The sequence below is a fragment of the Pseudohaliea rubra DSM 19751 genome, from assembly GCF_000764025.1.
GTDB lineage: Bacteria > Pseudomonadota > Gammaproteobacteria > Pseudomonadales > Halieaceae > Pseudohaliea > Pseudohaliea rubra.
Genome location: NZ_KN234799.1, coordinates 1 through 13,610 on the forward strand (window position 1 = coordinate 1; position 13,610 = coordinate 13,610).

Below are 13,610 nucleotides of genomic sequence, written 5' to 3' on the forward strand. Positions count from 1 at the left end.
CCCGTCAGGGCCGCGCGGCGGCCAAGGCCGACGCCTTCGCCGACCCCGCGCGGCGCCGCGACTGGGAGACCCTGCTGGCCGTGAAGACGCTGCGCCAGGAACCCGCCGTGGCAGGCGCCGCGCCGAACTACCGGGTCCGGCCCCTGGCAGTTCCGAACGACGAGCTCCTCAACCTCCAGTGGCACTTTACCCAGCTGCGCCTGCCCACGGCCTGGGACACGAGCACCGGCGAGCCGGATATTATCGTCGCCGTGGTCGATACCGGTATCCTCGCCGGCCACCCGGACCTCGCGGGCCAGCTGGTCGATGGCTATGACTTCATCCGCGATCCGGAGGTGGCCGCGGACGGTGACGGCATCGACGCGGACCCGGAAGAGGTAGCAAACCCGACAGAGCCCGAGCCGGTGGCTTTCCACGGCACCCACGTCGCCGGCACCATCGCCGCCCGCGGCAACAACAGGATCGGCGTCGCCGGTGTGGCGTACGGCAGCCGCGTCATGCCCCTGCGTGCCCTCGGCGCCACCACGGGCACCAGCTACGATGTCGCTCAGGCGGTGCGCTACGCCGCCGGCCTGCCCAATGACTCCGGCGAGGTGCCGGCGCAACCGGCGGACATCATCAACCTGAGCCTCGGAGGCGAGGGCTTCAGCCAGGTCGCCCAGGACCTGTACCGGGACGTCCGCGACGCAGGCATCCTGCTGGTGGCCTCTGCCGGCAACGAGGGCAGCGACACCCCGGGCTACCCGGCCGCCTACGACGGCGTGATCGCCGTGGCCGCCGTGGACGCTCAGCGCGAGGCAGCGGACTACACCAACTTCGGTCCACATATCGACATCGCGGCGCCCGGCGGCGATACCAGTGCGGACCTTACCGGGGACGGCTTTCCCGACGGCATCCTCAGCACCGGTCGAAGCGGCGAGGACTTTGCCTACACCTTCCTTCAGGGCACCTCCATGGCCGCACCGCACGTCAGCGGCATGCTCGCCCTGATGAAGAGCATCAATCCCGACCTTACACCGGCGGCCATCGACCGGCTGCTGCAGGACGGGGAGCTGACCTCGGACCTCGGCGAAAGCGGGCGCGATGACCGCTTCGGCTACGGCCTGGCCAATGCCGGACGCGCGATGGCCGCCGCCCTGCGCAGCACCGGCATTGCCGTGGAGGAGCCGCGCGAGGTTCTCGCCAGCGCCCGCACCCTCAACTTCGGCAGCATCCTGGATAACCTGCAGGTGACCATCGATGGCAGCGGCGGCGCCGTGGTCACGGGTATCAGCAGCGATGCACCCTGGCTCCGCGCCAGCGCCGAGAATACCGACGCCGACGGTCTCGGCCGCTACCGGCTTACCGTAGATCGCAGCGCCCTTGCGGCGGGAGTCTATGCGGCCGAACTGCGCGTGGAATCCAACGCCAACCCGGTGCTTATTGACGTCATCGCCTCGGTAGCCGGGTCCACCCAGGCGGATCTGGGCATCGTCTATATTCTGCTTTACGAAGCTGCCATCGATACCGTGGTGGCCCAGACCTCCACGCGCTTCGAGAACGACAATTACGCCTTCACGCTGCCGGAGGTGGCGGCGGGCACCTACCAGCTCTTCGCGGGAACGGATTTCGACAATGACCTGCTCATCTGCGACCCCGGCGAGGCCTGTGGCGCCTTTCTCACCGTCGATCAGCCCATAACCATCGAAGCGGACAGCGATCGCGAAGACCTCGTATTCTCTATTGAGTACCAGGTGGTCATTCCCTCGGTGAGCGCCGCAGCCAGCGGCGCGGGGGACAGCGGCCTGCCGCGAAAACAGCTCTGACGAGGAACCGGACCATGCTGACCCTGCTCCCGAGGCGCGCCCTGCAGCTGCTTTTTCTGGCGTTTGCGCTAACCGCCTGCGGCGCGGAAGCGCCACCGGACGACGGCCCTGTGGCACTTGCCGACAGTACCGCGACCGGCAAAGGCCTCGCGGCAGCCAGCGCCGACGAGGCCCGGGCGGCCCTCGACAGCAGCGACCTCGACGACAGCAACCTGGATGACAGCGACGCCCCGGACAGCAGCGCCCTGGCTTTCACCCGCCCGTGGCTCGGCGACCTCGACGGTATGGAGGAACGCCGGCTGGTCCGGGTGCTCACGGTCTACGGCCCGGGGCGCTTCTACCTCGACGCGGGACGCGGCGCGGGCCTCGTGGCAGAGCTGGCGGAGCGCTTCGAGGACCACCTCAACGACCAGCTCGACCGGGGCCATCTGCGGGTGAATACGGTGATCATCCCGGTCGCCCGCAACGAACTCGTGCCGGCTCTCCTCGCCGGTCGCGGCGACATCATCGCGGCCGGCCTGACCATCACCGATGCGCGGGCCGAAGAGCTGGAGTTCAGCATCCCCACGAGCAAGGCGCTGAACGAGATCCTGGTCACGGGCCCCGGCGCCCCGCCGGTTGCTGGCGTCGAGGACCTCTCGGGCCGGACCGTCTATCTGCGTCTGACGAGCAGCTACGCCGAAAGCGTACGCCAGCTGAACGAGCGCCTGGCATCGGCCGGGAAGGCGCCGGTGAAGATCGAGCCCATGCCGGAAAGTCTGGAGGACGACGATCTGATCGAAATGGTCAACGCCGGCCTGCTGCCCTGGGCAATCGTTGACGAGTACAAGGTACAGCTCTGGGAGGGCGTTTTCACCGACCTGACGCCGCGGCCGGATATCACCTTCCGCAACGCCGGGCGCCTGGCGTGGGCCATGCGCAAGGACAGCCCGCTGCTGAAAGCAAGCGTCGATGCCTTCCTGCGCAGCAACCGTGAGGGAACGCTCATCGGCAACGTGCTGCGCAACCGCTATGTCCGTGACTTCGACTGGGCCGCCAATGCTCTCGGCGACGCAGACTATGCCCGCTTTGAGGCCCTCGAGGGTATCTTCCGGCGCTATGGAGAGCGCTACGGGATCGAGCACCTCATGGCCGCGGCGCAGGGTTACCAGGAGTCACGGCTGGACCAGAGCGTCCGCTCCCATGCCGGCGCTATCGGCATCATGCAGGTGCTGCCCACCACGGCGGCGGACCCGAACGTCGACATTCCCGACATCAGTAGCGAGGAGAGCAACATCCACGCCGGCATCAAGTACATGGACTTCCTTCGCAGCCGCTATTTCGATGATCCGGCGATCAGCGATCTGGACAAGCTGCTCCTCTCCCTGGCCGCCTACAACGCCGGTCCGGCCCGGGTGCGCAGCCTGCGCCGGACCGCCGGCGCCGAGGGCTATGATCCGAACGTTTGGTTCGACAATGTCGAGGTGATCGCCGCCCGGGAAATCGGCCGGGAAACGGTCCAGTACGTCACCAACATCTACCGCTATTACCTGACCTACCGGATGGTCGCAAGCCAGGCGCTCACGCGCCGCGCGGCGCGCCAGGACGCCGGCCTGCAGTAAGGGCATGGAACAGCGCGCCGCCGGCCGCACCGGCGGCGCCCTGCACCAGCAGCCCGTCAAGGCTGCGGGTGGCGGCGATGCCGCTGACGCCGAGCACTGCCTTCATGATGAGATGCAGCGCCAGCACCGCAGCAAAGCCTGCAGTCAGATACCAGACAAAGCGCGCAGCGGGGACAAGGCGGGCGAGGCCGGCAGCGGCCGGCAGACCGAGCGCAAACGCCACGGCCAGCAGCGGCAGGTAGCTGGCTGCAAGCCCGGCGAAATCCTGCAGCGTCGTTTGCAGGCGCAGGGACCAGGGCACGGTCGGGCCGAGCGCCACGACTTCCTGCAGCACGAACTGCGTCGCTGCAATGCTGCCGAGGCCATAGGCGAGACCTAGCGCAGCGAAAAAAGCGGCGAGAATACGCAACATGGGCTCGGGACTCCGGCGACAGCAGTCAGCTTCTTCTGCCCGCTATAATGACGACATCGACCCGCCTTGGAAAGTCGCCATGCCCCGCACGCTGCCCCTGCTCCTGGCGCTCTGCCTTCTGGCCACCGCCGCGGCCCGTGGCGCGCCCTACCGTCTCGAAACAGTCGCCAGCGGGCTCCATCACCCCTGGTCCCTGGCCCAGCTCCCGGATCACAGCTTTCTGGTGACCGAGCGTCGCGGCCGGCTGCTGCACGTCGGCCCGGACGGGGAGCGGCAGGCCCTCACTGGCGTGCCCGAGACCTACGAGGCCGGCCAGGGAGGCTTCTTCGACGTCATGCTGCACCCAGGCTTCGACGACAACCGCCTGGTGTACCTGAGCTACGCCGCCGGCGGCCTCGGGGCCAATGCGACGGCGATTTTTCGCGGGCGGCTCACGGCCACGGGCCTCGCCGACGGCGAGGAGATCCTGCGGGTACAGCCGCTCAAGGACACGCCCCAGCACTACGGCGGCCGCCTCGCCTTTCTGCCCGACGGCAGCCTGCTGCTGACCACGGGAGAAGGCTTTGATCATCGGGAGGCGGCCCAGAATCCGGCAAGCGAACTCGGCAAGGTACTGCGCATCAGCGACGACGGCAGCGTGCCCGCCGACAACCCCCTTGTCGCAGCCGGTGCGCAGCGCGTGTGGACCCTGGGCCACCGGAACCCCCAGGGCATGGTGGTAGACGCGGACAGGGGCGTGGTGTGGCTCCACGAACACGGTCCGCGCGGCGGCGACGAGGTGAACCGTCTACTCCCCGGGGAGAACTACGGCTGGCCCGCGGTGACCCATGGCATCGACTACAGCGGCGCGACAATCTCACCCTACAAGCACTGGCCAGGCCTGACCGACCCGGCCCATGTTTGGGTACCCAGCATCGCACCGTCGGGCCTGGCTCTCTACCAGGGCGATCGCTTCCCGACCTGGCGGGGCGACCTGTTCCTGGGCGCGCTCGTGGACCGGGAGGTACGCCGTCTCGACCTGGAAGACGGCATCATCGTCGGGGAGGAGCGCCTGTTCGGGGAGCTCGGGGAACGGATCCGTGATGTGCGCAGCGCGCCGGACGGCTTCCTGTACCTGCTGACCGACAGCGAGGCCGGAAGGCTGGTGCGGGTGCGGCCGGCGCAGGGCACCGACCACTGACGCTGCGGGCGTTGCCCGCAGCGTCAGAGCTCGAGGGTCAGCTGGCTGCCGCTTTCCGGGGCGCTGCTGCGCGCTTTTTTGCAGCGGGAGCCTTCTTGCTGGCAGGGGCCTTCTTCCTCGCCGGGGCCTGTTTACGAGCAGTACTCCCGGGTGTCGCTTTTTTGCTGGCCGGTGCCTTTTTCCTGGCCGGTGCCTTGCGCGTCGCTTTCTTCTTCGTCGGTGCGGCCTTGCCGGCGGCCTTCTTGCGGGCCGGTGCCTTCTTCTCCGCGGCGGCCTTCTTCACCGCTGGTGTCTTTTTCCGCGCCGCCGTACGCGAGCCCCGCGCGCGGGCCGCTTTCTCGACCATCTCCGCAGCACGCTCCGCCGCCTCAGCCTTGCGTGCCTCGAGCACCAGATCTGCGCGGATCGGCACCAGCTTCTCGGCATAATCATAGGCGGCACGGGCCATGCCTGCGATCGTTTCGGCCAGGTCCTGCACCTGCTTTACCAGCTCGTCCACCCGTTTCTGGTTGGTACTCGTTGCTTTCGAGCGCAGCGCTGCGCGCGCCTTGCTCAGGCGGGTACTCGCCTGATCGTGCTTCTTGCGCGCCGTGTTGAGGTCGCGCTTTAGCCTGGTGTGGGCTTTTTCGGTCTCGGCAAGGAGGCGCGCGCGCAATTTCTCAACGCGCTTGTTTGCCTCTTCCGCCATCCTCGTGGCCTGTGCGAGTTCTTTTTCCAGCATGGCCTGCTTGCTCCCTGTTATCAGAATCGGTACCGCGCCTTCAGTTTAGGAGCAAAGCCCCTGCTTGTAACGGGCATTTTTTGGTTCATCGTAGCTTACCGGGAGGCAGCCCTGCCTGACCGGGGCGCTGCTCGAGAGTCATGCATCGCAGTATTCCGGACCGGCTGCGGGAGGGTGCCCCCAGTCGCTCCACGATATTCGCTTGATGGGGACACCCTCCCGCAGCCGGCCCTACCGTCCCGGGTCTCTGCTGAGCCCGAAGAACGCGAGGTGCCGGGGGTGAGCGCGGGTGGTCCGTGCGCAGGCCGACGACCGGGGTTACACTCTGCCCCACGGGGTGAGGAGGCACTGAGCATGACCGATGAGGCACCGGGACGGCGCATCCGTGCACCGAAGGCAGTACGCAGAAAGCTGCGCGAGGCAGCCATCGCGAAGGTGCGCCAGGACATGATCCACGCGGGTCGCACGGAAGCGGACTACAGCGCCGAGGACCTCGAATACCTCGTCGCCGAAAAGGAGAAGGAGCTCTGGTCAGGCCTCGGATGGAAGGGCTTCGGCGTCGCCGCCCTCCTTCTCGGCATCAACATCGGCATCTGACCGTGTCGCTCTTTCGCATCGTCAAGTATTCTTCGCTGCTGTTCTTCCTGCGGCGCTATCGTGGCCGTATTTTTCGTGTCCTGGCCGTACTGCTCTTCGCCCTTGTGACCAACGTGCTCTACCAGGACGTCGCCCACTACCTGCAGCTGCGGCACCCCGGGGCCCTGGTCTGGGCCCTCGCGGGCAAGATCCTCATCGTCTACGGAGCGCTGGCTTTCGTGCTCTGGCAGTTCCGCCCCGTCCGGGAGGCAGAGCCGCCGGCGGCGACCACTGCGACCAAGGCCGGCGCAAGGGCGGCACCCGCCAGGGAGCAGTCCCCGGCGTCGCCGGACCGGCTTTCGGCCCTGGCAGACCTCGAGCACCACGACCGGCTTCGCAGCCGCTATGACGCCGTGCTCGAGGCGCGGGGGAAAGCGCCTAGAAATCCAGAGTAAAACGCGCGCCCCAGGTTCGCGGCGCCTCCAGGGAGGCGGTAGCCGCATCCGGATTCGCGGGCAGATTGCTGCCGCCGGCGGTGGCGGCAATCACCGCCTCGTTCTCGATGTTGCGCACCCACAGACCCATGCTCCAGCCCTCGCCGGCGGGGTACCAGGTGAGCTGGGCGTTGCTCTTGCGCGCCGCCCGCTGCCTGCCGCCGGGCGTGTGCGAAAAATCCGCCCAGAAGCTGCTCTCGTAGCGCGAGCTGAGAACGGCCCGCAACCGCCCGCCGGCTAAGGCCATATCGTGGTGGTAGCGCGCCACCAGCGACCATTCGGGGGCATACTGGGCGCGGAAGCCGTCGTAGCTCGCGGTACCATCCGGCAGGTCGAAGTCTGTGTATTCGGCATCGATCCAGGCGCCGGAGAGGCTGAGGCCGCTCCTTGCCGTGGGCTGCAGCTCCAGTTCGAACTGCACGCCACGCACCTCTGTCTGGTCGACGTTAAAGGTCTCGGTGGCATTGAGCACCGTGTTGTAGGCGGAGCCAAAGAGGCCGGCATAGTCGTAGTAAAACGCCTCAACACTGCCGCGGACTCCACCGCCGGCACTGCTGCCCTTAAGGCCGAGCGCGTAGCTCACGAGCTCGGCCTCATCGACGGTGTTCGGCTGCGCAGCAGTCCCGGCATAAGGGTTGAAGGTGCCCGGCATGTAGCCGGTCTGTACGGTGCCGTAGGCCACCAGGCCACTGCCGATATCCCGGCTCAGAGCCACCTTGAGGTCCAGGTGGTCATACTCACCGTCGCCGTCGGCCTCAAAGGGCGCAAGACCTGCGCCATCGAAGAAACGCCCGGCGCCGCTGCGGCGGTCACTGCTAAGACGCCCGCCGAGGGTCAGACGCCAGACATCACCCAGGGCAAGCTCGACCTCACCGAAGGCCGCAAGGCCTTCGATGCGATTCTCATCGACAATACTCACAGGCACCGGCAGGCCTGCGGGGCCCGGCAGGGCCACGGTGTCGAAGCCGCCGAAAATGAAGTAGCCGTCGCTGTCCATGCGGTAGGCATAAAGGCCCGCGAGCCAGTCGCCCCAGCCTGCGCTACCGAGGAGACGCAGTTCGTGAATCTGCTGCTGATAGCTGTCGGTCTTATTCGCCGGGAAAGCGCCGAGCCAGTAGTTGCTGGAAACCGCAAAGTCCGTGAACGCCGGCAGGTAGCTGAGCGTGAGCGTTGGCGACAGGCGATAGCTGAACTCGCCGCCGGCAAGGAGATTCTTGTAGTCCCGGTACTCCTCCGCCTGGGGCTGGCCGAAGGGAAGGAAGCCGGCCCAGGGTTCGGGAAAGCGGTCGTTCCAGGGGTCGCTGCGCAGGTAGCTGTCCGGTGAAAGTTGTCCGCTGCGAGGGTCCGCACCCTTCACCACCAGGTTCGGCGGGCTGCCGTCCATAGCTGCGATATTAATCCAGCCGTAAGCGCTGAAACGGTCCCCGGGGGTCCAGGCGAGAGACAGGCGGCCGGCGAGATTGTCCAGGGCGTCGGCACCGCTGGCGAGATAGCCGTCCCGCTGCTGGTAGTCCGTGGCCAGGCGCAGCGTGAGATCACGTCCCGCAGCGACATCTCCGGCCGCACTGACGCGCCGGCTGTCGTAGTTGCCCGCCTCCAGCAGCAGGTAGCCGGGGTTGCCGTCTGCGGGCCGGGCGAAACTGGCATTGACCACGCCGCCGAGCGTACTGCGGCCGTAAAGCGTCCCCTGCGGCCCGGGCAGCACCTCAAGCTGCGTCAGGTCAAAGAGCGCCGTGCTGTTCGCTTCCCGCGGCACATACACGCTGTTCAGATGCAGCGAGCTCGGCGGGTCAAGCTGGGGAAAATCCAGGGTCGAGCCGATGCCGCGGATATACACCTGCGTGGAGGTGTTTTCCTGCTGTAGCCGCATGGCGGGTAGCAGTGCCTGAGCGGCGCGGATATCGCCGACACCCTCGTCGCGCAGCAGTCCTGCGTCGAAAACCGCCACGGTGCCGGGGACATCCAGACGGGTGGCGTCCCGCTTGCTGACGGTGATGACGATCTCTTCCAGCAGGGGCAGATTTTCAGCCTGGCTCGTGGCGGCAAGGGCGACCACGGCACAGGTGAGGAGACGGCGGGGCATCCGTATTCCTCCCGGTCAGTGAGCGAGAGCGCATTAGACCGAAGCCCGGCACCCGCCGCCTTGCGCTGGGTCAAGGACCGGTCGGCTGGCAGCGGGGGCATCGATAAAGGCGCCGCCCGCCCTGCGCCTTGCGTTCCACCTCACCGCCACAGCGGTAGCAGGGGAGCCCATCGCGGTCAAAGACAAAGAAACGCCGCTGCTCCCGGGGCAGGCCCTCACGTTCAAGGCGGGCGGCAAGGCGCGGCGGCAGCACGATCCCCGCCGTCTCATAGCTGCGCCGACTCACCGCCAGCGTCGCCCGGGCCAGGCGCCCGCGCTCACCACGCCCGAGCTCCCCCGCCCGCAGCAATGGATCCAGCCCCGCCGTAAAGAGGATTTCCGCCCGCAGGTAATTGCCCACGCCGGCAAGAAAGGCCTGGTCGAGGTAGAGATCCGCAAGACGCCGGCGTGCGAAGCGGGCCGCGCCGAGGCGCGCCGCCACGGCCTGCCAGGTAAGGTCCGGGGCGAGGATATCAGGGCCAATGCGGGCCAGAAACGGGTGTGCGGCCAACTCCTCGGTGCGCCAGACGCTGATATCGGACGCACTGTAAAGCAGAGCACTGTGGCTGGCCGTATGCAGCGCGACGCGCAGGGAGCGGTTGGTCTTCGGCAGCCGGCCGCGCGGCTGCACACGCCAGACACCGTAGAGCTGGTTGTGCGAGTACAGGCTCCAACCGTGCTCGAAGTGGGTCAGCAACGCCTTGCCGCGGGTCTCCAGGCCCGTGACCCGATGGCCGCGGAGCGTCGAGGCGTGGCGTTTCAGCCGCGGCAGGCCAAAGCGCACAGCCTCGACGACGTCGCCGGCCAGCACGGCCTCGATGCGATCGGCGGCGCGGCGAATCTCGGGTCCTTCAGGCATGGGCTGACTCCGGCAACAAACGCAGAAGGTACGCAGCGTCGCTGGCGCCGGATGGCCGCTTTACAGGGGGCAGGCAAGGGGCGAGACTGCTTCCGTAGTCTCTGTCGGCCAACTGATGCTAACGATAAGAACGCGCGCCGCCTACGGCGCCGGGGGCGCCGTCTACGCCGTAAAGGAAGCGGCCTACACGATGTTCGTGCTGCTGTTCTACACGCAGGTCCTGGGGCTGAACGGCAGCCTCACCGGCGCGGTCATTGCCGTCAGCCTGCTGTGGGATGCCCTTTCGGACCCGCTCACAGGGGTCCTCTCGGACCGGCTACGCTCCCGCCACGGGCGCAGGCATCCATTTATGGTCGCGAGCATCCTGCCCATCGGCCTCGGTTTTATCGGCCTGTTTGCGCCCCCCGCCGGCCTCCTGGACAACCAGTGGAGCCTGGCCGCCTGGCTGCTGTTCTGGTCCCTCTGGGTGCGCACTTTCGTCACGCTCTTTGCCATTCCCCACCTCGCCCTGTCGGCAGAAATCACCAGCGACTACCACGAGCGCAGCCAGGTGCTCGGGGCACGGCTGGCAACCCTGTTCCTGTTCAGCGTGCTGGTGCCGGCCCTCGCGCTGGCCTTTCTTTTTCCGGAGCGCGGCGGCGAGGACGGACGCTTCGATCTCACCAACTACCCGCTCTACGGCATCCTGTGCTGCGCGGTCTGCTGGGTCATGGCGACAGTCACGACCTTCGGGACGCGACGCTATGTCCACTCGTCCCTCGACGAGGACCGGCTGCCGCGCAGCACGCCCGGGCTCCGGGAGCTGTGGCGGGATCTCGCCCGGACCCTGCACAACCGCACTTTCCGCCTCGTGCTGGGCCAGGAGATCGCCGTGATGACGGCCTACGGCACCGTGGCGACACTCAACATGCTGGTATGGACCTACTACTGGGAGTTCAGCGCCGGCGACGTATCGCTGATCCTCGCCCTGCCCAGCCTCCTCGCTGTTGCCCTGGTGCTGCTGACGCTGCGTCCCCTCAGCAGGCGCTTCGAGAAGCACCAGCTCATGCAGCTGTCCATTATCGGCCTGATCCTGAACTGCCTCTGGCTCTATCCCCTGCGCATGGCGAAGCTGCTGCCACCGAACGGGACGACGCTGGTGTTCGCCCTCAACTTCGTATTCATGCTGGTCTTCATGTACTGCTTCCTGCTCCGGGCGATCCAGACCCAGTCCATCGTGGCCGACGTTACCGACGAGCATGAGCACGACCACGGGCTGCGCCAGGAGGCCGGGTTTTTCTCCGCCGCCAACCTGGTGAACAAGTTCGCCACGGTCTTTGGCCCCCTCTACGGCGGGATCGTACTGGACGTCATCGGCCTGCAGGCGAGCATGCGTCCGGGGGGCGTTCCGGCACCGGTGCTGGACGGCCTCGCCTGGGCCTTCGGCCTGGGCACGCTTCCGGGCTTCGTCCTGGCCCTGCTGCTGGTGCTGCGGATCAACCTCGGGCAGGCCCGTGTTGCCGAGATCCAGGCCGCCCTGCGGGCCCGCCGCGGCACCTGAGCAGGCAGCCCCGGCCGGAGCCTTTGCCGCCGCTGAAAGCTACCAGCGATAGCCAAGGCGAAAGCGGTAGGTCTGGTCCAGCTCATCGACGCCCGCCACTGCACCGGTATCGTATTTCCAGATGACCTCAGCCGCACCCTCGATGTTCAACAACAGAGGGAAGGACAGGCCAGCGGTCGTGTTGATGAGAATGTCAGCCCCGTTCGACAGATCCCACAGGCCGGTCTGGTTGAAATAGAGCCGCGTGTCCTCGCCAAGGTAGTTGCTCGAGGCATCAAGAGACCAGGTAGCGCCAGGGTAGTCGTTGTCCTCGGCGACGAAAAACTCCTCCCAGACGTAGGACAAACCGGCCTCGGCCTCGAGCTTGAAGACCGGATCCTTGAAAAGCTTGCGACCGACGTAGGGGCCGAGGTAAGTCCGCAGGTCCGTATCGGCAAACTCGTCGTGTTCAAGGGAAAGGTTCCCGCCCCAGTACCAGTCGCTGTCTTCCAGGAAGCGGTCGTACTTGCCGCGGGCAATCCAGTTCTCGGCGTTCTTCTCGCCGTTGGCCTCGTCGTATTCGCCGACAAGGCTCAGGGAATAGCGATCGAGGAGCCCGGTCCAGACACTCTCGGCCCGATAGTCGAGCTCCCGCGTGTCCGTATTACCCTGCTCGATGGAAAGGCCGGCGCTGGCCAGCCCGGTCCAGCGGTAGCCCTCGCCGAGTTCCCAGGGCTCCGGGTTGACGCGAACCAGATCGGCGAGGGCGTAGCTCTTCTCCCCGTCCAGCTCACCCAGCACCAGCTGCTCGTTCGCCACCCGGATCGGCGATGACTCGAGCACCGTGCCGTCAGCGAGCTGCAGGCGCATGGGTGTGTCAGTGCGCAGGGCCTCGATTTGATCCTGGGCGATCGAAAGGGTGCCGGCGAAGTCCGTCTCCACCATTACCTTGCCGCCCTCTGCATCGGTGACCGTACCGAGGATCGTGGAGCCATTTTTCAGGGTAATCCGGTCCGGCGCTGCAGCGGCGGCACCGGCGAGAAGCAGCAACAGGTATAACGGCAGTGTCTTCATGGTCTTCCTTCCTCCCCGGCGCACCGCTGCCGGCGCGCTCGTAAACAAAAAGCGCGCATGATAGTGGCTGTCGGCAGCCATGGGAATCACGCAACGAAAGCAGGGCTTTCCCGGCGCCAGGGTGACCGTGTCGACGCGCAGGCGCCGCAGCCAACTCGAGGCGGCAGCGATAGATCGCCGCGAGTCACAGAAAGTCCCTCAGTCCCTTGCACCCAGGGCCCCGCGCACCCCGGCCAGGAGGCTATCCATTGCCGGATCCACCCGGGGCTCGTCCGTAAGCCCGAGGCGAACAAGCACCAGTTCCTCCTCGGGCACCACCAGTACATACTGCCCCGCATTACCGCCGGCGTAGAACAGTGACTCCGGTTGCCCGGGGAAGGCAACGCCGCCGCCGTTCAACCAGAAGCTGCGGCCATAGCGGCCCCGGGGGTCTGAGGGCCGCGGGGCGACCGCAGCGCGCAGCCACTCCCGGCCGAGCAGCTCCGAGCGGCCGTGCCAGGCGTCGAGCCAGAGCTGGCCCACCCGCAGCCAGTCCCGGGCTGTCATGTAGCTGTAGCTCGAACCGACCTGCACGCCGCTGGCATCGGCCTCGGGCACCAGGGAACGGATTCCCAGCGGCTCGCTGAAATGCTCGCGCACCCACGATGCGTAACTGCCGGAGAGGCTCTGCTGCCACAGGTAGGCCGCCAGGTTGGTATCACCGCTGGAGTAGCTGAAGTGCGTGCCCGGCGCCCGTGCCTGGCCGGTGGCCGGCGCCAGCTCCCACATGGCCTCACGGCGGTAGAGCATGGTGGTCGCGTCGCTGTCCGGCTCGTAGCGCTCCTCGAAGGCGAGGCCCGACTCCATCTGCAGCAGGTGGCCCAGGGTCAGCCCCGGGGCCAGGTCACGGGTGGTTGCCGGGGGAGCGCCGAGAGCGAGCAGGCGCTGGCGCACGGGGTCACCCAGGGAGAGGCCATCCCCGGCGGCACTGCGCAGGGCCACCCAGGTTGCCAGGAGGCTTTTATTCATCGACCAGCCCTGCAGCCTCGTCCCGGCATCCACCGGGGAGAGATAGCGTTCCGCCAGCAACCGGCCCTCGCGCGCCACGGCCACGGCGAGGGTGTTGCGTCCACCCCCTTCCGCCTCGTCGAAGGCCTCCGCTACCGCCCGCAGCAGCGCCGGCGACGCCTCGGCCTCGGGCCAGGGGTGGGACGGCGCCGGCTGCACCGGTGCTTGACCACCGCCGGGGCGGTGCAGGCTGCAGCCCG

General features: G+C 67.3%; 12 protein-coding genes. 6 read left to right on the forward strand and 6 right to left on the reverse strand.

Annotated features, from left to right (window positions below; translation table 11 throughout):
* Together HRUBRA_RS13585 and HRUBRA_RS13590 are read left to right on the forward strand one after the other, a co-directional pair.
* A partial coding sequence (locus tag HRUBRA_RS13585; RefSeq protein ID WP_035518040.1) for a S8 family peptidase occupies positions 1–1,805 on the forward strand: 1,805 nt, incomplete at its 5' end.
* 14 nt (positions 1,806–1,819) lie between these two features.
* Positions 1,820–3,406: an MltF family protein gene (locus HRUBRA_RS13590; RefSeq protein ID WP_035518042.1), complete on the forward strand. Its 1,587-nt coding sequence runs from the start codon at positions 1,820–1,822 to the stop codon at positions 3,404–3,406.
* Here HRUBRA_RS13590 and HRUBRA_RS13595 read toward each other — a convergent pair.
* Complete coding sequence (locus HRUBRA_RS13595) at positions 3,366–3,818, reverse strand: hypothetical protein (RefSeq protein ID WP_052094928.1); 453 nt, start codon at positions 3,816–3,818, stop codon at positions 3,366–3,368. The genes HRUBRA_RS13590 and HRUBRA_RS13595 overlap by 41 nt on opposite strands.
* Positions 3,819–3,897: 79 nt before the next feature.
* Between HRUBRA_RS13595 and HRUBRA_RS13600 the strand changes: the two genes are divergently transcribed.
* Positions 3,898–4,998 carry a PQQ-dependent sugar dehydrogenase gene (locus HRUBRA_RS13600; protein WP_035518043.1) on the forward strand — a complete coding sequence of 367 codons (1,101 nt, stop codon included), beginning with the start codon at positions 3,898–3,900 and terminating at the stop codon, positions 4,996–4,998.
* A 37-nt stretch (positions 4,999–5,035) separates the two neighbouring features.
* Here HRUBRA_RS13600 and HRUBRA_RS13605 read toward each other — a convergent pair whose 3' ends face one another.
* The gene (locus HRUBRA_RS13605) at positions 5,036–5,719 is read right to left on the reverse strand and encodes a hypothetical protein (RefSeq protein ID WP_035518045.1); all 684 of its coding nucleotides are present in this window, start codon (positions 5,717–5,719) and stop codon (positions 5,036–5,038) included.
* 354 nt (positions 5,720–6,073) lie between these two features.
* Between HRUBRA_RS13605 and HRUBRA_RS13610 the strand changes: the two genes are divergently transcribed.
* Together HRUBRA_RS13610 and HRUBRA_RS13615 are read left to right on the forward strand one after the other, a co-directional pair.
* Positions 6,074–6,316, forward strand: a complete 243-nt coding sequence (locus HRUBRA_RS13610; RefSeq protein WP_035518046.1) for a hypothetical protein — start codon at positions 6,074–6,076, stop codon at positions 6,314–6,316.
* A 2-nt stretch (positions 6,317–6,318) separates the two neighbouring features.
* A complete protein-coding gene (locus HRUBRA_RS13615) occupies positions 6,319–6,750 on the forward strand; it encodes a hypothetical protein (RefSeq protein WP_035518048.1) in 432 nt (143 codons plus the stop codon).
* Here the strand turns inward: HRUBRA_RS13615 and HRUBRA_RS13620 are convergent.
* Both HRUBRA_RS13620 and nei read right to left on the reverse strand, forming a co-directional pair.
* Positions 6,734–8,872, reverse strand: coding sequence for a TonB-dependent receptor (locus HRUBRA_RS13620; protein ID WP_035518050.1), 2,139 nt, complete (start codon positions 8,870–8,872; stop codon positions 6,734–6,736). The genes HRUBRA_RS13615 and HRUBRA_RS13620 overlap by 17 nt on opposite strands.
* Positions 8,873–8,942: 70 nt before the next feature.
* Positions 8,943–9,770, reverse strand: coding sequence for an endonuclease VIII (gene nei, locus HRUBRA_RS13625; protein WP_035518052.1), 828 nt, complete (start codon positions 9,768–9,770; stop codon positions 8,943–8,945).
* A gap of 115 nt (positions 9,771–9,885) precedes the next feature.
* On the opposite strand from nei, the gene HRUBRA_RS13630 reads away from it, so the two are divergent.
* Positions 9,886–11,310: an MFS transporter gene (locus HRUBRA_RS13630; protein WP_035518054.1), complete on the forward strand. Its 1,425-nt coding sequence runs from the start codon at positions 9,886–9,888 to the stop codon at positions 11,308–11,310.
* 39 nt (positions 11,311–11,349) lie between these two features.
* Here HRUBRA_RS13630 and HRUBRA_RS13635 read toward each other — a convergent pair whose 3' ends face one another.
* A complete protein-coding gene (locus tag HRUBRA_RS13635; protein ID WP_035518055.1) occupies positions 11,350–12,363 on the reverse strand; it encodes a DUF481 domain-containing protein in 1,014 nt (337 codons plus the stop codon).
* A 198-nt stretch (positions 12,364–12,561) separates the two neighbouring features.
* Positions 12,562–13,610 (reverse strand): serine hydrolase domain-containing protein (locus tag HRUBRA_RS13640; RefSeq protein WP_084592667.1); only part of this gene is annotated, 1,049 nt, incomplete at its 5' end.